Origin of the sequence: Planococcus beigongshangi (genome assembly GCF_016820495.1) — a bacterium.
Lineage (GTDB): Bacteria > Bacillota > Bacilli > Bacillales_A > Planococcaceae > Planococcus > Planococcus beigongshangi.
The window spans coordinates 85,960-108,011 of the sequence record NZ_JADHDU010000001.1; the positions used below are offsets into that span (position 1 = coordinate 85,960).

At 48.3% G+C, this 22,052-nt stretch carries 19 protein-coding genes; 11 read left to right on the forward strand and 8 right to left on the reverse strand.

Translation table 11 applies throughout. The features are described 5' to 3' along the window. The first annotated feature begins 2 nt into the window (after window positions 1-2). Window positions 3-2,156, forward strand: coding sequence for a sensor histidine kinase (locus tag IQ294_RS00485; protein ID WP_203332056.1), 2,154 nt, complete (start codon window positions 3-5; stop codon window positions 2,154-2,156). Window positions 2,157-2,537: 381 nt separating this feature from the next. Then, window positions 2,538-4,283, forward strand: coding sequence for a mechanosensitive ion channel (locus IQ294_RS00490; protein ID WP_203332057.1), 1,746 nt, complete (start codon window positions 2,538-2,540; stop codon window positions 4,281-4,283). Window positions 4,284-4,328: 45 nt separating this feature from the next. On the opposite strand, the gene IQ294_RS00495 is transcribed toward IQ294_RS00490, so the two are convergent. From IQ294_RS00495 to IQ294_RS00515, 5 genes are all read right to left on the reverse strand, one after another. Then, a complete protein-coding gene (locus IQ294_RS00495; RefSeq protein ID WP_203332058.1) occupies window positions 4,329-4,964 on the reverse strand; it encodes a response regulator transcription factor in 636 nt (211 codons plus the stop codon). After that, on the reverse strand, window positions 4,939-5,985 hold the full coding sequence (locus IQ294_RS00500) for a sensor histidine kinase (RefSeq protein WP_203332059.1): 1,047 nt from the start codon (window positions 5,983-5,985) through the stop codon (window positions 4,939-4,941). The genes IQ294_RS00495 and IQ294_RS00500 overlap by 26 nt, the downstream gene beginning before the upstream one ends. After that, window positions 5,982-6,680, reverse strand: coding sequence for a cell wall-active antibiotics response protein LiaF (gene liaF, locus IQ294_RS00505; protein ID WP_203332060.1), 699 nt, complete (start codon window positions 6,678-6,680; stop codon window positions 5,982-5,984). Before liaF ends, IQ294_RS00500 begins: the two co-directional genes overlap by 4 nt. Before the next feature lie 64 nt (window positions 6,681-6,744). Further along, complete coding sequence (locus IQ294_RS00510; protein ID WP_203332061.1) at window positions 6,745-7,383, reverse strand: PspA/IM30 family protein; 639 nt, start codon at window positions 7,381-7,383, stop codon at window positions 6,745-6,747. Between the two features lie 14 nt (window positions 7,384-7,397). Continuing rightward, window positions 7,398-7,739: a lmo0954 family membrane protein gene (locus tag IQ294_RS00515; protein WP_203332062.1), complete on the reverse strand. Its 342-nt coding sequence runs from the start codon at window positions 7,737-7,739 to the stop codon at window positions 7,398-7,400. A 172-nt stretch (window positions 7,740-7,911) separates the two neighbouring features. Between IQ294_RS00515 and IQ294_RS00520 the strand changes: the two genes are divergently transcribed. From IQ294_RS00520 to trhO, 4 genes are all read left to right on the forward strand, one after another. After that, window positions 7,912-8,991, forward strand: coding sequence for a metallophosphoesterase (locus tag IQ294_RS00520; protein ID WP_203332063.1), 1,080 nt, complete (start codon window positions 7,912-7,914; stop codon window positions 8,989-8,991). Window positions 8,992-9,008: 17 nt separating this feature from the next. Further along, window positions 9,009-9,617 (forward strand): DedA family protein, encoded by a 609-nt coding sequence (locus IQ294_RS00525; protein ID WP_203332064.1) that lies wholly within the window; start codon window positions 9,009-9,011, stop codon window positions 9,615-9,617. Window positions 9,618-9,698: 81 nt separating this feature from the next. Further along, complete coding sequence (locus IQ294_RS00530) at window positions 9,699-10,649, forward strand: 2-hydroxyacid dehydrogenase (RefSeq protein ID WP_203332065.1); 951 nt, start codon at window positions 9,699-9,701, stop codon at window positions 10,647-10,649. Between the two features lie 337 nt (window positions 10,650-10,986). After that, the gene (trhO, locus tag IQ294_RS00535; protein ID WP_203332066.1) at window positions 10,987-11,949 is read left to right on the forward strand and encodes an oxygen-dependent tRNA uridine(34) hydroxylase TrhO; all 963 of its coding nucleotides are present in this window, start codon (window positions 10,987-10,989) and stop codon (window positions 11,947-11,949) included. 56 nt (window positions 11,950-12,005) lie between these two features. Here the strand turns inward: trhO and IQ294_RS16385 are convergent, their stop codons facing one another. Both IQ294_RS16385 and IQ294_RS00540 read right to left on the reverse strand, forming a co-directional pair. Beyond that, a complete protein-coding gene (locus tag IQ294_RS16385) occupies window positions 12,006-12,137 on the reverse strand; it encodes a hypothetical protein (RefSeq protein ID WP_255536141.1) in 132 nt (43 codons plus the stop codon). Next, the gene (locus IQ294_RS00540) at window positions 12,130-12,981 is read right to left on the reverse strand and encodes a MerR family transcriptional regulator (RefSeq protein WP_203332067.1); all 852 of its coding nucleotides are present in this window, start codon (window positions 12,979-12,981) and stop codon (window positions 12,130-12,132) included. The genes IQ294_RS16385 and IQ294_RS00540 overlap by 8 nt, the downstream gene beginning before the upstream one ends. A 663-nt stretch (window positions 12,982-13,644) precedes the next feature. Here IQ294_RS00540 and IQ294_RS00545 point away from each other — a divergent pair. From IQ294_RS00545 to IQ294_RS00555, 3 genes are read left to right on the forward strand one after another with little or no spacing between them, the layout of a single operon-like run. Then, window positions 13,645-15,126: an aldehyde dehydrogenase family protein gene (locus IQ294_RS00545; RefSeq protein WP_203332068.1), complete on the forward strand. Its 1,482-nt coding sequence runs from the start codon at window positions 13,645-13,647 to the stop codon at window positions 15,124-15,126. A 20-nt stretch (window positions 15,127-15,146) separates the two neighbouring features. After that, window positions 15,147-16,313, forward strand: a complete 1,167-nt coding sequence (locus IQ294_RS00550) for a saccharopine dehydrogenase family protein (protein ID WP_203332069.1) — start codon at window positions 15,147-15,149, stop codon at window positions 16,311-16,313. A gap of 27 nt (window positions 16,314-16,340) precedes the next feature. Next, window positions 16,341-17,534, forward strand: a complete 1,194-nt coding sequence (locus IQ294_RS00555; RefSeq protein ID WP_203332070.1) for an acyl-CoA dehydrogenase family protein — start codon at window positions 16,341-16,343, stop codon at window positions 17,532-17,534. Between the two features lie 80 nt (window positions 17,535-17,614). Here the strand turns inward: IQ294_RS00555 and IQ294_RS00560 are convergent, their stop codons facing one another. Continuing rightward, window positions 17,615-18,526, reverse strand: coding sequence for a YegS/Rv2252/BmrU family lipid kinase (locus IQ294_RS00560; protein ID WP_203332071.1), 912 nt, complete (start codon window positions 18,524-18,526; stop codon window positions 17,615-17,617). A 95-nt stretch (window positions 18,527-18,621) separates the two neighbouring features. Between IQ294_RS00560 and IQ294_RS00565 the strand changes: the two genes are divergently transcribed. Together IQ294_RS00565 and IQ294_RS00570 are read left to right on the forward strand one after the other, a co-directional pair. Continuing rightward, window positions 18,622-19,803, forward strand: coding sequence for an alanyl-tRNA editing protein (locus IQ294_RS00565; RefSeq protein ID WP_203332072.1), 1,182 nt, complete (start codon window positions 18,622-18,624; stop codon window positions 19,801-19,803). A gap of 68 nt (window positions 19,804-19,871) precedes the next feature. Beyond that, the gene (locus IQ294_RS00570) at window positions 19,872-22,010 is read left to right on the forward strand and encodes a beta-propeller domain-containing protein (RefSeq protein ID WP_203332073.1); all 2,139 of its coding nucleotides are present in this window, start codon (window positions 19,872-19,874) and stop codon (window positions 22,008-22,010) included. The last annotated feature ends 42 nt before the right edge of the window (window positions 22,011-22,052 follow it).

Here is a 22,052-nt window from a genome sequence, read left to right on the forward strand (position 1 = left end):
TCATGAAAAAATGGCTATGGCTTACAACAATCTCAATTGTTCTAATCGGTATCTTCAGCGTCATGGAGCTGGGTCCGAAATATTTCGGTAAATCCTATCTCGATACCGCAGATTTTAAGCAGGAATATGATGACTTTACCAACCGGCTGATTGCTTTGGAATTGGATCCGCCAAAAGAGGAAACAGAATTCACCGTGACAGATGACGAAATAGAAGAATACCGGACGCGTTACGGAACACTCGCCCAGCAGATCCAAAGTATACAGGAACAATACAATCCCGATATCGAAGAGGCGCAGGCGAATGGCAACGACAGCCTCGTTGAAATTCTGACGGAAGAGCGCGATGGCAAAATGGATGCGATCCGGGATAATTTCGCAGATGATGAGATTGTCAGGCAAAAAGTCCGGGAAGAAAAACAGCGGGCGGCACAGGTGGCCATCAATGGGCTGAAAAACAACGAAGGCAGTTTTAACAACCTCTATCCTTATTATGTCTACGAGCTGACAAACAAGGAAACGGGGGAGACCTTTTCGAAAGGCGACTTGAGCAACCGCGCATATTTCAAGAAAGAATACACGGATTCCATGCCGCTGCGCTCAACTAACGATGAACTTTACTACACAAACTATAACGGCACGAATATGCGGATTGCTCCATCGAATTCAGAATTCACGGGAGTCGTCCAGATTGACCGTGCGCTCCTTGCGGCAAGTGATAATGGTTCAAGTATCGTGCGGCATCAGTTGATCCAGAACTTCCTGTATATCCTGGGTGCATTGAGCATAGCGGGAATTGTCTTGTTATTTACAAAGCTGCGCTTTGAGCAAAAACATTACCTGAACATGCCATTCTATGAAAAATGGAAAGGCTGGCCATTGGAAGTCAAAGCTGGCCTCCTGATTTTAGCAGTGCTGTTTGCGTTGCCATATGGCTTGGTCAATGCCTTGGGCGTATTGGAATTGGTCTATTACGGTGATATCGGCACCACCATCCTGGAAAGTGGGAAAAATTTCCTTCTGACGCTGGTATTCATGGTTTTGGCGATTCTGCAGGGAATCTGGTTTTATTCCTATTATAGAAACAATGATTTGCTTCTGGTGAATTTCAAGAACAGCTATTTGTATAATGCCTTGTGGATGGCTGGCAATGCATTTTTGAAGAAAAGAATCGGCGTGCAGATGCTGCTTCTGCTGGTCGTGATCTTTTTCTGGGGATTTGGCACGGCGCTGCTGTTCATGGTGCCGCAGGGGATCATTTTATGGGTTCCCGCCACTTTATTCATCGGCTTGCCGGTTCTCCTGTTCTGGCTGAGCCGCTTCGGTTATTTGAATGTGCTGATGAACAGAACAGAGGCGATTGCGGCAGGCAGTTTGAATGAACAGGTTCCAGTCAGGGGCAGATCACCGCTCGCACAGCATGCGATCCAGTTGAACCTCCTGAAAGAAGGGGTTCGTGAGTCGATGTCGGAGCAGGCAAAAAGTGAAAGGCTGAAAACGGAATTGATCACCAATGTCAGCCATGACCTCCGGACACCGCTGACATCCATCATCACCTACACGGATCTTATGAAGACGCCGGATCTGTCGGTGGATGACCGCTTGGCCTATGCCGAGATCCTGGACCGCAAATCGCAAAGGCTGAAAACACTTATTGAAGATTTATTCGAAGTATCCAAAATGGCCAGCGGCAATATGGAGCTGCATCGTCAGCGTGTTGACTTTACGCAATTGATGACCCAGGCATTTGCGGAACACGCAGAAGAGATTTCGACATCAGGGCTTGATTTCCGTATTTCAACACCGGAAGAGCCGGTTTATATCATGGCGGACGGTCAAAAATGGTGGCGCGTAATGGATAACCTGATTTTAAACGCCATCAAATATGCTATGCCCGGAACGCGGGTTTTTGTGACGCTGAAAAATACTGAAGGCCAAACGGAGTTTGTGATGAAGAATGTCACCCGCTATGAATTGGGGGAAAATACCGATGAGTTATTCGAGCGTTTCAAGCGGGGGGATGTTGCCCGCCAGACGGAAGGCTCAGGGCTCGGTCTTGCAATCGCACAGTCGATAGTCGATCTGCACGGCGGTATGATGAATATAGCGGTGGACGGCGACTTGTTTAAAGTCACCGTGTCACTTCCAAGTGCATAGAAAGTTTAAAGCGGCTGCTCCCAAATGGGAGCAGCCGTTTTGTTTTCGGAAAGAGTGTCTCGGTGTCCAGACTCCAGCGGCCCAGCTCTTCGGGTCATAAGCCAGCCCAGCGGCCGTGGCAAAGAGCGCCACTTCGCTGGTCTGCCTTATGCCTGTCAGAGCTGAACGGGCGCTGTCGCTTTTCTCGTGTCCAGACTCCAGCGGCCCAGCTCTTCGGGTCATAAGCCAGCCCAGCTGCCGTGGCAAAGAGCGCCACTCTGCCGGTTCGTCTTATGCCTTTCAGAGCTGAACGGGCGCCGTCGCTTTTCGGTCCGTGTTTTGAAAGAGAACATCTAGGGGATATGAGTAATGACAACATTAATATGAATGGAGGCTGAAAAAATGGACACAAGACTTTATTTCAATAATTTCATGAGCGGGCTACCTGAAATACTCCTGGCGATTCTTGTACTTATCATCGGTTATATTGTAGCCAAGGCAGTAGAGAAAGCTGTTTATAAATTATTGGATAAATCGAAGCTGGATGAAAAGGCGGGCATGAAGCAACAGAAATACAGCCTGTCCAAAATGATCAGTAAAGTTGTATTCGTACTGATCCTATTGTTTGCGCTGGCAATATTCTTCAATATCCTGAACCTGGGGGCAATCGGAGCGCCGTTCATGGGTATCTTCGACAATCTGTCAGCAGCATTCCTCGGCATTCTGAAAGCCGGCCTGATACTCCTGTTGGCATGGGTACTGGCCACGGTCGTGAAGCGCCTGATTTTGATGGCCGGAAGAAAGTTCGATTTCGGCAAGGTGACCAAAAAGACAGGTGTTTCTAAAGACGATACAGTGAAATGGACAGAAACAGCGGCAAACATTGCATTTTACCTGATCCTGTTATTGTTCCTGCCGGCGGTTCTCAGCGCTTTGAATATTCAGGGCTTGAGTGAACCATTCGCGGATATGCTGGCAAGCGTCTTGAATTTCATTCCGAAATTAGTCGGGGCAGCCATCATCTTTGCAATCGGCTGGCTGGCAGCGACGATCGTCCGGAAAGTTCTTTCCAAATTCCTGGAGTCGATTGGCACGGACCGGTTGGCGGCCAAACTGAAAATCTCCCAATTTTTTAACGGGACAAGTGTCTCCAACGTTATCGGCATCATCGCATTTGTACTGATCATGCTGCCTGTGACGATTGCGGCACTGGAGGTTCTGGCACTTCGCGGAATTTCGGGTCCGGCAATCGCGATGCTGAATGACATCATGGCGATGATCCCGAATATCATTGTAGCGATTCTGCTGGTTCTTGCGGGGATCGTCATCGGACGCTGGATCAAGGATTTCGTTGTCCAATTGATGAAAAATCTTGGAGCAGACTCCATCACTGAAAAAATGGGCATGAACAGCACAGCAGACCCCGATACGGAACCATCGGCTTATTCAGTCGCCAAAATTGCCGGCGTAGTTGCTCAAACAGTGATCGTTCTGTTATTCACTGTCGAAGCATTGCAATTACTCGGTCTGGCATTCATGGTTTCATTGGCTACCGGAATTTTCGCTTACATCCCGGCAGTCATCGCAGCATTGGTCATCCTCGCTGTCGGTTTCTGGCTGGCAAATTTAGCCGAAGACTTTATCGGCAGTGTCTTTAAGAAATCTTCCGGCGGACCGCACGTTCTCCGCTACGTAGCAAAATATGCGATTCTGGCATTCGCCTTCTTTATGGCACTTGATCAGCTGGGCATCGCAGCTTCGATCATCAACTCGGCCTTCATCCTGATCCTGGGTGGAGCGGCACTGGCATTCGGCCTGGCGTTCGGTCTGGGCGGCAAAGAACATGCTGCTCGTTATTTGGATCGCATGGAAACGAGCCTGAAAGACACGGAAGTGGATAAAGAGGAATGGGAAGAGAAGAAGCGTGAGGCGGAAGCCCAGAAAGTCGGGCTTGAAAAAGAAGCGAAAGCGGCTGTCGATCCGATCGTGGAAAAAACTTCGCCTGATGAAAGACATCCGTTTGAAGGGCCGACAGACACATCGAACCGGAACACCCCAAACGAGCTGCCGAAGAATTTCAATAAAGATGCACATGACAATTGGAATGGGCACAGCCGCAATATGGACGATCCGTTCAACGATAAATAATAAGCACACAAAAAGGCGGCCGCGGCCGCCTTTTTGTGTGTAATGTTATTCTGGGGGAGCGACGAGCTTATGCTGGAATGCATAAATCACTGCCTGCGTCCGGTCATGCACTTCGAGCTTTGACAGCAGATTGCTGACATGGGATTTCACTGTTTTTAATGCGATGAAAAGTTCATCCGCAATTTCCTGATTCGTATAGCCGTGGGCAAGCAGCAGCAGAATCTCCATTTCCCGTTCGGTCAGCTCTTCATGGAGCACGCGTTCATGGCGCATCTGTTTCATCATTTTGCTCATCACTTCAGGCTCCAGCACCGGAGTGCCGTTCATCGTTTCTCGGATAGAATCGGCGATGCGTGAAGCTTTAGAGGTTTTCAGGATATAGCTGACTGCACCGGCTTTCAGCGCAGGATACACTTTATCGTCATCAAGGAAGCTCGTGACGATCATGATCTTTGCTTCCGGCCATTCTTCGATGATGGCTTTCGTTGCCTCAGCCCCGTTCATGACCGGCATGACCATATCCATCAGGATGACGTCAGGCCGCAGTTCCAGTGCCATCTTGACAGCATCTTCACCATTTGCTGCTTCACCGGCCACTTCCATATCATCCTGGGCCTGCAGATAGGCAGAAACGCCGATTCGGACCATTTCATGATCATCCACTAACAGAATTCGTATCATCCGGAATCCTCCTTTCGATGGGTACTTTCACTTCTACAATGGTTCCTTCAGATGGAACCGACACGATTTTACTTGTTGCGCCTATTTCAATGGCGCGTTCTTCGATATGCTTCAATCCGTAGGAAGCTGATTTCGACTGCTCGCTTTCAAAACCGACACCGTTGTCCTGTATGCGTAAAATGGCAAAATTATCACGTTCGATGAATAGGATGTGGACTTCGGTCGCTTTGGAATGACGGAGTGTATTCGACAGCGTTTCCTGCGCTATGCGGAACAGATGGTCTTCAGCCCCTTTTTGCAAAGGCACTTCCTCCAGTTTATGTTCAATCGTAAAATAGACTTTTTCCTTCAATTCGGATACCAGTTCAAATAATCCCTGCCGCAGACTTTTATCATGCAGGGCAGCCGGCCGCAGATGGAGGAGCAGCGCGCGCATTTCAAGCTGTGCCTGCTGTACCATCTTCTCGGTCTGCAATAAACCGGGGGAGGCTTCTTTTCCTTCAGTCATGGAAGACAGCAGCATGGAAGCGGCGAATAATTGCTGGGAAACGGAATCATGCAATTCCCTTGCCAAGCGCTGCCGCTCCATGACCAGGCGTTCCTGTATCAGCTGATCTTGCGTTTCGGCCCGTTCGTTGGCGATCCGTGCGAGGCTTTTCCGCTGTGACTCGAGTAATTTTTGGAGTTTTATAATCGAACCGGAGAGTTTTGGCGGCAAGGTCTGCATATGTGCCGCTTCAATGACGGTCTGATCTTCGTTGCGCAGCAATGCTTCGAAAATTTCCTCGATGTCCTGTACTTTAGAGCGGGACAGCGATTCGGTCCACCAGGAAATTCCGGCAGACAGCGTAACCAGCAAAACGAACAGCCAGACACCGAACGGCAGACCGGCCACAAAATCTTCCCACAGGACCGACCAGGTCTCTACCGTTGGCAAGCCGAGCAGGGCGATAAGGATACTGAAGATGATGGCCGCGAATAACGACATGAAAAATAAGCTGCGGGGCAGGATCCTTTTCATCGGCGGATCACCTCGACATCTCCCATCCAAGTGGTGACCGTGACGATCAGTTCCGTTTTGATGTCTTCAGTTTGTTCATAGCCGTCCTGCGCATGGACAGAGCCGTACCAGATCCGCTGTTTTTCGCCATTGAAAAATCTTGCATCCCCGAATACCGTCGAATAATAAACACGCACGGGCACTTCGTAAGGTAAAATCAGTTTCACCCGGCCGAAGCCCTGGCGAATCGAAATCAGCGACGTTTTTTTCGGCAAAACGGTCTGAGTCGCATCTATAAGTAAATCGCCGACAAATCCCTGAACATGGATATCTTTCCATTCATAGGATTCGATGGGGGTAGCCTGTGCCGAAAAGAATTTATTCTGGATCAGGCCTTTATCAACTGCGCCTTTCAACGGCACCTGCTGCTGCCATTCTTCACCTTTCCAAAGACGGACAAGCAGATAGATCGCGGCCGCCATGATGAACAGGCGGAGCGTCCACATCGATAAAATGGAGATGCCGATCAGGATAAAGCCCGACCAGAAATAGGATTTCCGGCTTTTAGGGCTGCTTTTATTGCTGTAATAAATGAGTCCGATGCCAAGAAGAACCAAAAATACACTGCCGTTTCCGAGAAACGCAGCTTCCACGAATATGAGGAATAAAGCACTCAAGGCAAAAAATGCCTGTCTGTTGGTCGAGAAAATATTCATCGCAGTTTTTGCCTCCTTCTTTGCAGCAGAAAAGTAAGAGGGGAAGAATCCCTCTTACTCAAGCTTACACAATTTCTTCATTTTTCGCGCTGTTTTTTTCAAGCATTTCCAGTCTGCGCTCCATTGTAGAACGTTCATGGCGCTCTTCGACCTTCGTGCCGAGCGATTTGATGTAATTAGCCATGTCATCATATGAACCCATGCGCTCTGCCACAAGTTCCGGACTTAACACTTTATCCATCTGATGATGGGCGCGGGTCGCATTTTCTTTACCCATCAATTGAAGCTGACGGACTTTCATGTCTTTCACTTTATGTTTCATCTCTTCGTAGCGCTGTTCCAATGCCACATTTTCTGCCGTATTCTCCGCGATTGTCTTGCTCAGTTCATCAACCCGGAATTGATACGCGGCTACTTCCTGTTCGGCAAATGCAGACAGATCGCTTTCACCTGCCGCCAATGCCAGTTTAGCTTGTTCTTTACGCTTGTCAAGAAAACTTTCCGCTTCCTGGAGCTCTTTTTCCAGTTTACTTCCAAGAGTGGTTTGGCGTTCAAGCCATTTGCCGGCCATCTCCGTTTCCTTCTCGGCTTCCTGGATGTATTTATTCAATAGGCCGAGCGGGTTCTTTTCCTCTTTCTTCTCAAGTATTGCATCCACGTCTGTTGCCACTGCGAATTTTAAACGCTGCCATAATGTTGTCATTTTTGTTTTCCTCCTTATTTTGTAAGCTTGTTCCATTCTTTTTCAAAGTTTGTAAAGGGATCGTTTTTTACTGGTGCTGAAAATTTTTCTTCGTTCCAATTTTTATAGACATACCATAATACCGCGAGTGCCAGGACTCCGAAGATGGCTGGTACATTGGAAACTGCTGATATGGCGCCTGCCGCTGCTACGAATCCCCACCAGATTTTTGCACCGGTTGAACCGGCTGTCAGGTAATATTTAACCCCGATGTAAATGATGAGCCCGGAAAAAGCGAGGCCGATCATAGGACCCAGATTCGAAAGGGCGATTATTCCGGCGATGATGCCGATGATTGTCATCCAAAATTTGTTCAATTTGTTTCCTCCTCTCAATTTGTAACTCCATCTTATCAAGCAGAGAAAAAAGGCAACACGGTCTGCTACTGCATCTTTTACTCAGACCTGAGGCTTAGGAGGCACCGGGCAGTTAGCTGAGCGCTTGTTGGGGGTATAGTGTAAAAGTTGGTTTGAAAGAGGTGCGTTCACTATGAAGCAAGTAATTGCCGGAATCATCGCATTGATGATTTACAGCGGTCTCGCAGGATATACAGGATGGACTGTTTTCGTTTGGCTGCAAAGTCTTTCGCTGCCGTTGAACGGCTGGTTCTTCGCATTTTTATGGACAGTTTGGGCATTCAGCTTCTTTATCGGCAGATTGGGGCATAAATGGCTTGGCTTTACGATTGCGGGTTCCTATTGGCTCGGCTTTTTCCAATATGCGCTTTTACTGTTCCCGCTCGCAGCTTTATTGGTTCTATTGATCGATCATCCTAGGGATGTTCAAATCACCGGTTCGGTCACTGCTCTTATTTTCCTGTCGCTTTTTCTGGTTGGCACGTTTCTTGCGTACAGTCCTGCAGTGCGGAATAAGGAAATTAATATAAAAGGGAACGGCGAAGATCTGACTGTCGTCATCGCTTCCGATTTCCATCTCGGTGTTCTTTCAGGGAAGCGTCATCTGAAGCGGTTCGTGACGATGAGCAATCGGCTGAAACCTGATTTGGTCCTGCTTGCAGGCGACCTCGTCGATGACGATCCCATCTGGTATGTGCGGTACGGGATGTCCGAAGTCATGAAGGAGCTGACGGCGAAATACGGCGTCTTCGGTGTATTGGGCAATCATGAATATTATGGCAAGAAAATCCCCTTGCTCGTCCGTGTCATGGAAGCGTCAGGCGTTCAAATCTTGCGTGATGACACAGTTAATATAGAAGGGAAATTTCATCTGACAGGAAGAGAGGACCCCACAAACGGCAGGAGGCATTCACTGGAAAACCTGAAACCTGAAGGCGGACTGCCATGGATCGTCATGGACCATACACCGACTGATTTGAAAACACCGGTGCAGCTGGGGGTGGACCTGCATATTTCGGGTCATACGCATAAAGGGCAGATGTGGCCGAACCGCTTCATTACCAAAAAAGTCTTTGATCTGGATTATGGTCATCGGCAGAACGGGGATACACATTTCCTGGTCTCATCCGGATTCGGATTTTGGGGGCCTCCCATCCGGATCGGCAGCCGATCGGAATTATGGATGGTTCGTATAAAGTATGGAAATAACTGAGTGAAAGAGTGAACGGAATGGAAGCATGGATAACGTCAGTGATGGAAAGTTACGGATATGCGGGGATATTTCTTCTGATTTTACTGGAGAATATCTTTCCGCCGATTCCTTCTGAAATCGTATTGACTATTGGCGGTTTTATGACGACAACGACGGGTCTCAGCCTTTTTGGCGTGATAGCAGCTTCAACAGCGGGATCAGTTGCGGGGGCGGTCATCCTCTACTATATCGGCAGGTTTCTAAGTGTGGAACGTTTGGAAAGCATAGTCGGGAAATATGGGAAATGGCTGAGGCTGACTAGTAAGGACTTACATAAGGCGGATGCATGGTTTGACCGGTACGGTATGTGGACCGTATTTTTCGGCAGGCTGATTCCTGTGGTCCGCAGCCTGATCTCGATTCCGGCGGGGATGTCCGGGATGAAGCTGAAATGGTTCCTGCTGTTCACGGTGGCAGGGACGCTCATCTGGAATACCATCCTGGTCATTGTGGGAGCGGCAGTAGGTGAGAACAGGGATGTTATCATGAGGCAATTGGAAATCTATTCGAATCTCGTCTATGCAGTGCTCATCATGGGAGCGATAGCTGGAATCTGGTATTTCCTCAGGAAAAAGCGGGAAGCTTAAAGAGCGGGGACAGTGCATTCATTGCCGCGATTTTTTTTAATTGTTATAATAGTTCCATAATAAGATTGGAGGATGTTGTTTATGAAGCCGATTGTTTACATCACCCGGAAATTGCCCGATGAGGCAGTGAAGGGACTGGAAGATGCCTACGAGGTGAGGATGTGGCAGGAGGAAGAACAACCGGTGCCGCGTGAAACCCTGTTGGAAGAAGCCAGAAAGGCATCAGCTTTGTGGACGATGCTTTCTGATCAAATCGACCGGGAATTAATCGAGGCAGCTGAAAACCTGAAAATCATTGCCAATTTGGCGGTAGGCTATAATAATATCGATCTGGATGCAGCAAGAGACCGCGGCATTGCGGTCACCAACACACCGGATGTCTTGACTGAAACAACTGCGGATCTGACATTTGCCTTACTGTTGGCTACGGCCAGAAGATTGGTCGAAGCGGAAAAGACGGTTCGTTCAGGAGACTGGAAATCATGGACTCCGATGGGCATGACCGGTCAGGATGTGTTCGGTGCGACTTTGGGCATCGTCGGCATGGGCCGGATCGGTGAAGGGGTCTGCCGGAGAGCGAGCGGCTTTGATATGAAAGTGATGTATCATAACCGGTCGCGCAGAAGCCTGGAAAATGTGGAGTATGCTGAACTTGATGAGTTATTGGCGAAATCCGATTTCGTGGTGATCCTTACTCCGTTGACAGAAGAAACCAAAGGGATGATCGGGGAGCGCGAATTGGCCCTGATGAAAGAAACCGCCTGCCTCATCAACGTCGCCAGAGGCGGAATTGTGGATGAAGATGCTTTATATGAAGCGTTGAAATCGAAAACGATTTGGGGAGCGGGGTTCGATGTCTTTGAAAAGGAACCGTTGCCGCTCGATTCGAAACTGCTTGAACTCGATAACCTGACGGTGCTTCCGCATATCGGCAGCGCAGGCATCCGGACGAGAATGAAAATGATGCAGCTGAATGCAGAAGCGATCGGCTCATGTCTCGGCGGGCAGTCCATTAAGAATAGAGTTTGCTAAGAGCAGCTGCATCTGCAGCTGTTTTTTATATTGAACATTGGATAAGTTGAATTAAAGAAACAATATTTATATTTCGCTTCGGCGCTATGGACCAAGCTCCTTCAATAAGCCGAGAAGAACACGCGTCTTCTGCTCCACTCGGGCGAAGTGAAACGAGTACGAGTTAGCTCAGTGCAAGCAGCCAGGAAAGCGAGCTGTTTTGCGGAATATCGACTTCTGCAGAGTTTTTAGTTCAACTTATAAAGTTGATAATTACTGTGTTTTATTGTAAAATGGTTGAGGTTTTCGAAGTCTCTTTGACTGAAAAAGCAAATTGAAAGAATAGGGGGTATGATTCATGCAAAATCATACACACAACGTTTTACTTTATTACCTATATACACCTCTCGAGGATCCTGAAACTTTTGCGGCTGAACATTTGGCGGCGTGCAAGGAGCTCGAATTGAAAGGCCGTATCCTGGTGTCCCACGAAGGCATCAACGGTACATGTTCAGGCACTGTTGAACAAACGGAAGCTTATATGGAAATGCTGAAAAATGATGAACGTTTTTCGGATATCGTCTTTAAAATTGATGCGGCTGAAGGCCATGCATTCAAAAAAATGCACGTCCGCGCGAAAAAGGAAATCGTTCACCTGGGTCTCGAAGAGGATATCAATCCGAACGAACTGACGGGAACTTACCTGGAGCCGGCTGAATTCTATAAACGCATGCAGGATCAGGACACGATCGTTCTGGATGCACGCAATGATTATGAATATGATCTTGGCCATTTCCGCGGCGCTATACGCCCGGATATCGAAAACTTCCGCGATTTACCGGAATGGGTCAAAGAAAACAAAGAAATGTTCGAAGGCAAGAAAATCCTGACGTATTGCACAGGCGGTATCCGCTGTGAGAAATTCTCCGGCTGGCTGAAGCGGGAAGGGTTTGAAGATGTAGCGCAATTACACGGCGGCATCGCAACTTACGGCAAAGACCCGGAAGTCAAAGGACAGCTATGGGATGGACAGATGTATGTCTTCGATGAGCGCATTGCCGTACCGGTCAACCAGGTGGAGCATGTGATTGTCGGAAAAGATCATTTCACTGGTGAACCTTGTGAGCGCTACGTGAACTGCGCAAATCCTGAATGCAATAAAAAAATCCTGGCTTCTGAAGAAAATGAACATAAATACATGCGTTCATGCTCTGATGAGTGCCGCGAACATCCGCGGAACCGCTACGCTTTCGAGCATGGCTTGACCGGGGCTGAAGTTCAGGCAAGACTGGATGCACTAAAAGAAACAGCAGAAGTATAATTTATAAAGAGAAGCAAAAGAAAAAGCTGCCCAATGCGGGCAGCTTTTTTGTTTGCTCATTTTTCTTCCGCTTCTTCCGCACATTCTGAACAAAGAAGTTCACTGTTTACATAGGCACCATCAAGAAAACCATCCCGGCAATAAACTTCCTTACCGCAGCTGGCGCATGTGCCGACCAATTCAAGCATCGGCTAAACCGTCAGCGAATATGTACATGGCATCCTTCAGGTATTCCGATAATCCGGCTCCGTGGCGGTCAATGTTCTTGGCGAATCGACTGTCTGTGGCATACAGATCCCCGAGCCCGCGGAACATCTTCGGCGAACAATTATAGAAACGGTCCAGCAATGTGTAATAAGCTTTCATCTCCACCTGGACTTCCGGGGAAGCAGGAGGGAGATGCATCAAATTGGAAACGGCATTGTATATCCGTTCGCCTTCGCGGTTGATCTCTTCCAGATCCTCTTCTTCTTTCTCAGGTTTCGCAGATGCAGCTCCGTCATTTACAGGAATTTCCTGTTCAGCCTCTGGTTCCGGTTCTGTAAAATTGACTTCCTCCAGAACTTCATCCGGCTCCGAGAAATCTTCATAAGCTTCTTCGTCGCCTGCAGCCGATTGCTCCGGAACATCCAGATACATTTTAATATTGTCATCCGTCTGTTTAATGCCGAACGCTGCAAAACGCTCTACATTGGATACTTCCCTGGCGTCAGCATATTCCAGCTGAGTCATTTCGGCATTCTCTATCAGCTTTTCAATGCGCTCTTTCTTTTGGCGCAAAAGTTCTGCATGCTGTGAAAGCGCATATGCAGCGTCGAATCCTTCTGCCACCAGTTCCTGTATCTTCTTGAGTGAAAAACCTAATTCTTTGAAAAATAAGATGTGCTGGAGCAGTTTCAAATCATCGTCATTATAATAGCGGTAGCGGTTCGAACCGATATTCGAAGGTTTCATCAAACCGATGCTGTCGTAATGATGGAGAGTGCGGACACTGACTCCTGCTATCGTTGCCACTTCCTGTACTTTATACATACTGATCACCTCTTCCCTTTGATTAGACTATGACGTTCCGTAAGTGTCAATACTTTTCGGGAGAGTTTTTAAAAATGTTACTTTCAGCACGCAAAAGCAAAAAAGGGGATATATAAGTTGAACTGATAATCTTCAATAATCGATATTCCGCAAAACAGCTCCGCTTTCCGGGCTGCTTGCGCTGAGCTAACTCGTGCTCGTTACACTTCGCCCGAGTGGATCTCAGCACTTCGCCGGGTCGCCTGGGAGTCTTCGCTGTTTTGCTCCATATCTTAGAAATCCTTCTTTTGCCTAAGCCGTTTTCACAAGCGAACTCGGACCTTCGTCCGAGTGTGTGCTCAACGCTGTGCTGACAATGTAAGGAGTCTTTAATGCTTCACTCGATATCCAGAAGTGGACCTAAGCTGAGGCGCGGCTCAGGACTGGGTGAAGCAATAAGACGAGTGTTCTTCTCGGCTTATTGTGGGAACCTGGTCCATAGCGCCGAAGCGATATTTCTGTTATTTCTCTAGTTCAACCTATATAGTTTCTGAACATTAAAGACCGAAAAGTTAAATTATTCTGAAGAAGGGCTGGGAATCTCCAGCAGGATGTGAAATAATGGATATGAAAGCGCTTTCTTTAATTTGGATAAATAGCTTTGAATGAAGGGAGAAAGAGAAGATGAAATTAACGAATTATGTAAATGGGGAATGGCAGGAAGCGGCTGATGCGAAATTCACGGCTGTGACCAATCCGGCAACAGGCCAGGAACTGGCACAGGTCCAGATGTCTTCAAGGGAAGATGTGGATAGAGCGGCGGCAGCAGCAAAAGCGGCGCAGAAATTATGGGCGAAAGTTCCGGCGCCGAAGCGGGCGTCGTACTTATATGAAATCGGTCGGATCATGAAGGAACGGAAAGAGCATCTGGCGCAAGTGTTGACGAAAGAAATGGGCAAAGTGATTGAAGAAGGACGGGGAGAAGTCCAGGAAGGCATCGATATGGCTTTTTATATGGCAGGCGAAGGAAGACGCTTATTCGGTGAAACGACACCTTCTGAACTGGCGGATAAATTTGCGATGAGCGTGCGGGCGCCTATTGGTGTAGTCGGATTGATCACACCGTGGAATTTCCCGGTGGCGATCGCTACATGGAAATCGTTTCCGGCAATTGTAGCAGGCAATACGTTCTTGTGGAAACCTGCCACGGAAACGCCGATGATGGCTTATGAAATGGGCAGGATATTCGAGGAAGCGGGATTGCCGGAAGGAGTAGCCAATATTGTATTCGGTGCCGGGTCTGAAGTCGGTACAGCAATGATCGACCATCCGGATATCCGGGTCATTTCCTTTACAGGCTCAACGGATACAGGCAGGAAAGTGGCTGAAGCAGGGGGGCGCAACCTCAAGAAGGTCTCACTCGAGATGGGCGGAAAAAATGCCGTTATCGTCATGGATGATGCGGATCTGGATTTGGCTGTTGAAGGCATTTTATGGAGCGCTTTCGGAACTGCCGGCCAGCGCTGTACGGCATGCAGCCGCGTCATTGTCCACAAAGATGTAAAAGAAGATCTCCAAAACAGGCTGCTTTCGAAAATGGAAGGTCTGACGATTGGAGATGGTTTGGATGAAAACGTTAAAATCGGTCCGGTCATCAATAAGAAGGCACTTGAAAAGATCCATTCCTACATCGGGATCGGTCAGGAAGAAGGCGCAACCCTTCTTGCCGGCGGTGAAATCCTGACAGGCGGCCATTATGATAAAGGAAACTATTACGCACCGACATTGTTTACCGACGTAGACGCTTCCATGCGGATCGCCCAGGAAGAAATATTCGGACCGGTGGTTTCAATCATCGAAGTCGACAGTTTTGAAGCGGCAATTGAAGTGAATAATGGGGTCATTTACGGACTCTCCAGTTCGATTTATACGCAGGACGTGAACAGGGTATTTAAAGCCCAGCGTGATTTGGATACGGGAATCGTCTATATCAATGCCGGGACGACGGGGGCGGAAATTCATTTGCCGTTCGGGGGAACCAAAGGGACAGGCAACGGCCATCGGGATTCCGGTGTTGCAGCTCTTGATGTATTTACAGAATGGAAGTCGGTCTATGTCGACTTCAGCGGAAAGTTGCAGCGTGCGCAAATCGATAACGATATTTGATTTGAAAGGGGAGGATCGAGATGAAAGTAGCAGTACTCGGAGCAGGATTAATGGGGATGCAGGCGGCAGGGGATCTCATTCGGAGCGAAGGGGTCGAACGGATCTATCTGGCTGATGTCGATACGAAGAAAGCTGAAGAGTTCAAGCGGAACATGAACAGCGACAAGCTGGAGATCGTCTATCTTGATGCCAATGACGAAGGATCGATGGAATCGGTCATCTCAAAGGCGGATGTCGTGATCAACGCACTTTTTTACACATTCAATGTGAAAGTGGCAGAAATTGCACTGAAATGCGGCATCCATTCGGTCGACCTTGGAGGACATATCGGTGGAGCAACGGATGCGGTGCTGGAACTGCATGACCAAGCGATGGAAAAAGGGGTGACACTCATACCGGATCTTGGTGTGGCACCAGGCATGATTAACATTCTAAGCGGTTATGGTGCAGGAAAACTGGACCGTGTCAGTGATATCAAAATTTTGGTCGGCGGCATTCCGGTCCATCCCGAACCGCCGCTCGAATACAATCATGTATTTTCGTTGGACGGGGTTTTTGATCATTACACGGATCCTTCCCACGTTCTGAGAGACGGTAAATTACTGGAAGTCGCTTCATTGTCGGAAATTGAACATGTGGAATTCGAAGATTTCGGCGAATTGGAAGCCTTCCACACGTCTGGCGGCACTTCCACCTTAACGGATACATTCAGCGATATCCAAAACCTGGAATATAAAACACTCCGTTATAAAGGGCATGCAGAAAAATTCAAGCTGCTTGTTGACCTTGGATTGACTGACCGCGAGAAAACAGTCAATATCGATGGCCAGCCAATCAAACTTCGGGACGTCTTGAGAGAAGTGCTGACGCCGATCACTGAACTTGGTGAAAAAGAGGATGCAGTCGTATTGCGGGTGAGTGTAACGGGGACGAAAGATAGTGAAGAAATTACTTTCTCCTATGATATGGTGACGCGCAAAGACCGGCAGTCCGGAGTGACGGCGATGGCACGTGCCACAGCGTATACGATTTCGACAGTTGCACAGATGATCGGCAGCGGCGTAATCGATAAACGGGGCTCATATCCGCCGGAGCTGATCGTGCCGGGAGATGAATATATCAAAGAAATGGCGAAGCGTGGCGTAGATATCGTTGAGACAGTAAAAGGGACGGCACTTCAGCAATAGAATTTCTGCACCGGGAGGTTATAGAGGATGAACTTCGACTTTTCAGATGAACAGACACTGCTGAGAAAAACTGTGAGGCAATTTGTGGACAATGAAATTATTTCCCATATCAGTGAATGGGACAGCAAAGGCGGTTTTGATCCGAAAATATGGGACCGTCTCGCTGAACTCGGGCTCATGGGAGTCTGCATTCCTGAAAAATACGGGGGCAGCGGCATGGATTATAATTCACTTGCGATTGTCTGCGAAGAACTGGAAAGAGGCGACACCACTTTTCGGACAGCAGTTTCGGTTCATACAGGCTTGAATTCGATGACCCTGCTGCAATGGGGGACGGAAGATCAAAAACAGCGGTTTTTAATCCCTCAGGCAAAAGGCGAGAAAATTGGCGCATTCGGATTGACCGAACCGGGAGCAGGTTCGGATGTCGCGGCACTTTCAAGTACAGCTGTCCGCGATGGCGATGAATATATTCTAAATGGCCAGAAGACATGGATTTCGCTATGTGATGCAGCTGATCATTTCATCGTTTTTGCGTATACCGATAAAGAGAAAAAACATCAAGGCATCAGCGCCTTTATCGTCGAACGCGACCGTGAAGGATTTTCTTCCAAAGCGATCAAAGGGAAATATGGCATCCGCGCGGGCAATACGGGGGAATTGTTCTTCGAAGACGTCCGGATTCCTGCGGAAAACAGGCTGGGTGAAGAAGGGGAAGGTTTTAAAATAGCGATGGCTTCTCTGGATAACGGCCGCTTCACAGTAGCCGCGGGTGCCTGCGGCTTGATCAGCGCATGCCTGGAAGAAAGCGTGCGCTATGCCCAAACCCGCCAGACATTCGGTAAAATGATCGGAGAACATCAATTGGTCCAGCAGATGATTGCCCGCATGGAAGCCGGTTATCAGATGAGCCGTCTGCTCGTATACCGGGCCGGTGAGCTGAAAAATGCAGGCGTCCGAAATACCAGGGAGACATCACTCGCAAAATGGCAGGCATGTGATTTCGCCAACCAGGCAGCGGACGACGCTGTGCAGATCCACGGCGCATATGGCTATTCGGATGAATACCCGGTTGCCCGGTTCTTAAGAAATTCTAAGGCACCGGTAATATATGAAGGAACGCGGGAAATCCATACCATCATGCAGGCTGAATACGTCCTTGGAATGCGGGAAGATAAAAGCCTGAATAAGATGCTTCCAAAATGGCCGTTCGAAGAATAACCTGCCGTTAAACCTCATAAAGGCGCGAAGAAAATGACATTCTTCGCGTCTTTATTTTTTTGGAATAAATTCATAGGTGCTCAAAAGGTTGCCTCTTCCTGTCTGGGCACGAACATTTTTAATTTTTTTGGAAGAATTTCGATATCCACCGGGGTCTTTAAATAGATTTCCCCATCCGTATCTATATCCATGGGTTCATCTGTGGCAATGCGGATACGCTGGCCCTGATAATGCTTGATATGGGCAAGTTCCTCAACTGCCAGATCCGGTTTGGATAGCGAAAACCATTCCATGATTGCGGCGATCGAAGAGTTCTGGATGATGAAAACGTCCAGCAGACCATCGGACGGATCAATGGAGTCCATTGGAAACGCATGGGTTCCAATCGACTTGCCGTTCATCACAAGCGCAAGTACGCCGCTTTCTTCATATTTCACATCATCTATCGTCAACTCGATCCGGAAAGGTTCGGTCTGGCGCATGGACTGCAGGCCGCTCATGAAATAACTGATCTTGCCGTAGCGCTCCTTCAATTGGGGGTCGATATTCGTCGAGGCGTCCGTGATGATTCCGATGCCTGCAAAATTCAAAAAGGAATGGCCATTGATGCTTGCGGCGTCGATATCTTTTATGACGCCTTCTGACAACGCTTCCGAAGCAAGCATCAAATCCATTGGAATATCCAAAGTCCGGGCGAAGTCATTGCACGTGCCGCTCGGAATGATGCCAAGTGGCGGAGGAACCGGTACATCAGACAAAGCCTGGACCGCATCGTGAACTGTGCCGTCCCCGCCTGCCACGAATAATGCGTCCACGTCAGCGATCGCTCCTTTACATGCTGCTGCAAATTCTTCGGGGCTGTTTGTCTGCACAAGCTCCAGTTTCTCTGAAGCCGCCGCCAGTGCTGGAGCTGCCAGCGCTATAACCGAGTCTGACGTGGACGCCCCTGCCTGTCCGTTATACAATAAAACTGAACGCTTGAATTTCGGCACGGTGAAACCTCCTTAAAACGATCTTATTCTTATAATTCCACTTTAAGCTTTTCTGTAAACAAATCAGACAGCTTATGTGAAAGGCAGGCAGAATGATGACAGAAAAAATATATTATCAAGATGTTTCAGTCCACACATTCGAAGCAGAAGTGATGGCTGCTGGCACAGACGCCAACGGGCATTATGTCATCCTGGACCGGAGCTGCTTTTATCCGGAAGGGGGCGGTCAGCCGGCAGACACGGGAACCATCGGAGAGATGGAAGTCCTGGACGTCCAGGTGACCGAAGGAGAAATCCGGCATTATACGCCACAGCTTCTGAAGAAAGGGAGATTCACAGCGTCGATCCATTGGGAGCGGCGTTTCGACCATATGCAGCAGCACACGGGCCAGCATTTGCTGAGTGCCGTGGCGGAAGATGATTTTGGCATGGTGACCACCAGCTTCCATCTGGGAGAGGAAAGGGTCACGATCGATTTGGACTTTCCAAAGATATCAGCCGATCAGCTGAAGGCTATAGAGCTGCGGGTCAATGAATTGATCTGCAGCCAGCTTCCGGTTCAAACACATTGGGTGTCCCGTCAAGAAGCGCTGGAGCTGCCTTTGCGGAAACCGCCCGCTGTTGAAGGCGAAGTCCGTTTGGTTGAAATAGAAGGGATCGATCTGAACGCTTGCGGCGGTACCCATCTGCAAAATACGGCCGAACTGGGATTGCTTAAAATAATCCAAGCGGAGAAATCCAAATCAGGAACCCGCGTTTATTTCCTGTGCGGTCACCGCGCAATGGAGCATTTCAATCTGCTTCAATTGGTTACGGATCAGCTGACCCGCACCTTGAATGCACCGGCGGCAGAATTGCCGGATGCAGCAGTGGCCGTGCTGGCTGACCGGAAAGAAAAAGAAAAGCAATTGAAGAAATTGACTGCGGAGCTAATCGAAATGGAGGCTGGGAGCCTTCCTTCGGAAGGTAACCTGATCATCAAAGAAATTGAAGGGCGGCCTTTCAAAGATGTCCAGCAATTGGCAAGGCTGGCTGTCAAAAAGAATCCTTCATCTTATGTACTGTTCGCAGTTCCGGAATCTGAAACGCTCCGCCTCGTGGGTGCGAAAGGCAAGGATACTCCGGGAAATATGACGGAAGTTTTCCGTAAGATGATGGAAGCTGCTGCTGGAAATGCCGGCGGGAATGAAGAATTCGCTCAGGCTGGCGGCCTGTCGGCGGCGGACCTGGATATATATATAACTGCTTTCCGAAGCCTGATAAAAGATATTACATAATTGCTGTAACTTTTTTGTAATATTACTGTCTAATCAGTAAAAGCTGGCTGAGAAGGAGTGGATGGAACATGAAGAAAAGAAGTTTATGGCTCGTTGCGGCTGTGCTTATTGCAGCTATAGGAATCGGATTTGCGTTTATGATCGATAAAGTTTCAATAAGTGCATCATCCGTCGCTTTGGCAGAGCAGGGATGGAGAGCCAATTTTTCTTCAGCACTCCATTCAGACGCAATTACAAAAGGGAATATCTATTTGACTGACGCGGAAAATGAACCGGTGGAAACGGAAATGGTGCTGCTTGAAAATGGAAAGACATTGGAGATTCCGCAAATTTCAACAGGCAGCTATATTCTTCATATCAAAAAATCGGCTATTAAAGGGAAATACCTGAAAAGCCTGCCGACCGATGAAATTGCGTTTTCGGTGCAGGAAAAGATTACAGCTCTTTCGACTGAAGATGAGCTGGAAGCCTATTTCAGGCAATTGCTGGAATTGCAGAAAAACAATGAACGCTACGGTGCATTTGGTGAAGGAGGAGGAATGGAGACGGAGGAATCCGTATCCAGTGATTCGGCAGGATCCGGCGATGGAGGCAATTATTCTTCGACGAATAACCAGGTGGAAGGCGTCGATGAAGCGGATCTTGTGAAGACGGATGGCTCCTATATTTATTCCATCAGTGACTCGCGGGTGCTTGTGACGGATGCCCGAAACCCGTCGGATCTGAAAATTGCTGCTGATCTGTCGTTTGACCCTGAAATGTATCCACAGCAATTGTTCCTGTCGGATAACACATTGGTCGTGATGGGCAGTGAATACAATTTCATGGATGAAGGGACGCAGGAGGAGGAAATGCAGCATATCTCCATGACCAGCCTGTATCTGTATGATATCCGTGACCCTTCATCTCCACAGCTTCTTCGGAAGATCGGTACAGAAGGCAATTTGAATGGAGCCCGTCTTACGGACGGCATCCTCTATTATGTAACGAATGTGTATCCGCAGATCTGGATGATGGAGGAACAGGAAGATATCGAACTGCGGCCGAGAACATTCGATTCGAAGGATGGCGAAGAATTGTCAGTACTTCCTTTTGATAGGATTTCCATTCTCCCGGGCACGATGGAAGGCAGCTACAGCATCGTTTCAGCGATCGATCTTGCTGATCCGCAGAAAAACGAACTGTCGACTGACGGTTTTCTAGGCGGCAGTGAGCAGCTTTACATGACAAAGGAAAGCTTGTATCTGACGGCGGCAGCCTATGTGCCGATGGATGAAATGGAGACAGAAGATAACGTCTCGATGGATATCTGGATTCCGCAATTGGCCAATACGGAAATCTTTAAATTCGCTTTGGAAGGCACCGCGGTAGAATTTGTTGCATCCAGTCAAGTGAAAGGGACGCTGCTGAATCAGTTCTCGATGGATGAATACAATGGTTATTTCCGCATCGTTACAACCGAAGGCTTTGCCTGGGATGAAGCGGCCCCTTCGAAAAATCATCTGTTCATCTTGAATGGCGGGATGGAACAAGTAGGCTCGGTGGAAGATCTGGCTCAAGGCGAAAGAATCTACTCGGCACGCTTCCTGGGCGATAAAGCTTATATGGTGACATTCAAAGAAACGGATCCCTTGTTTGTCATCGATGTCTCAACTCCATCAGCGCCGGCAGTTCTTGGTGAGCTGAAAATTCCAGGGTTCTCCAATTATTTGCATCCCCTCGGTGATGACCATCTGATCGGCTTCGGTTCCGATACCCATCTGGTCCCATCAAAAGAAGGGGAGGCACGAGTGGTTACAGGCGGTATGAAGATATCCTTGTTCGATGTAAGTGATTTTGAGAATCCGCTTGAAAAAGATACGGAAATCATCGGAGGCCAAGGGACGAGTTCAGCCCTTCAGTACGACCACAAGGCTTTATTCACCCATCAGGAAAAAAACCTGTATGGTTTCCCGATCAATATTTACCGGGAAACAGCAGGGGACTTCATCGAATTTGAAGGGCAGGGCGCGATGATCTACACCATCACGCCGGAAGGGATAAGCCAGACGGCGAATCTTCTGAAGGAAGGGTCAGGACAGTATGAAGACTGGGAAAGTATGATCCAGCGAATCATTTATATCGATGAAACACTCTTTACGATCGCTAACAGCGAGATCAAGAGTTATGATCTGAATACCTTCGAGATCCAGGATGCAATTGAATAGTAAGATTGTACAAATGCGTGTCAGGAAATTTATCCTGGCACG

Coding starts and splice junctions, on each gene's coding strand:
- IQ294_RS00485 (WP_203332056.1), top strand. CDS start 3: ATGAAAAAATGGCTATGGCTTACAACAATCTCAATTGTTCTAATCGGT.
- IQ294_RS00490 (WP_203332057.1), top strand. CDS start 2,538: ATGGACACAAGACTTTATTTCAATAATTTCATGAGCGGGCTACCTGAA.
- IQ294_RS00495 (WP_203332058.1), bottom strand. CDS start 4,964: ATGATACGAATTCTGTTAGTGGATGATCATGAAATGGTCCGAATCGGC.
- IQ294_RS00500 (WP_203332059.1), bottom strand. CDS start 5,985: ATGAAAAGGATCCTGCCCCGCAGCTTATTTTTCATGTCGTTATTCGCG.
- liaF (WP_203332060.1), bottom strand. CDS start 6,680: ATGAATATTTTCTCGACCAACAGACAGGCATTTTTTGCCTTGAGTGCT.
- IQ294_RS00510 (WP_203332061.1), bottom strand. CDS start 7,383: ATGACAACATTATGGCAGCGTTTAAAATTCGCAGTGGCAACAGACGTG.
- IQ294_RS00520 (WP_203332063.1), top strand. CDS start 7,912: ATGAAGCAAGTAATTGCCGGAATCATCGCATTGATGATTTACAGCGGT.
- IQ294_RS00525 (WP_203332064.1), top strand. CDS start 9,009: ATGGAAGCATGGATAACGTCAGTGATGGAAAGTTACGGATATGCGGGG.
- IQ294_RS00530 (WP_203332065.1), top strand. CDS start 9,699: ATGAAGCCGATTGTTTACATCACCCGGAAATTGCCCGATGAGGCAGTG.
- trhO (WP_203332066.1), top strand. CDS start 10,987: ATGCAAAATCATACACACAACGTTTTACTTTATTACCTATATACACCT.
- IQ294_RS16385 (WP_255536141.1), bottom strand. CDS start 12,137: ATGCTTGAATTGGTCGGCACATGCGCCAGCTGCGGTAAGGAAGTTTAT.
- IQ294_RS00540 (WP_203332067.1), bottom strand. CDS start 12,981: ATGTATAAAGTACAGGAAGTGGCAACGATAGCAGGAGTCAGTGTCCGC.
- IQ294_RS00545 (WP_203332068.1), top strand. CDS start 13,645: ATGAAATTAACGAATTATGTAAATGGGGAATGGCAGGAAGCGGCTGAT.
- IQ294_RS00550 (WP_203332069.1), top strand. CDS start 15,147: ATGAAAGTAGCAGTACTCGGAGCAGGATTAATGGGGATGCAGGCGGCA.
- IQ294_RS00555 (WP_203332070.1), top strand. CDS start 16,341: ATGAACTTCGACTTTTCAGATGAACAGACACTGCTGAGAAAAACTGTG.
- IQ294_RS00565 (WP_203332072.1), top strand. CDS start 18,622: ATGACAGAAAAAATATATTATCAAGATGTTTCAGTCCACACATTCGAA.
- IQ294_RS00570 (WP_203332073.1), top strand. CDS start 19,872: ATGAAGAAAAGAAGTTTATGGCTCGTTGCGGCTGTGCTTATTGCAGCT.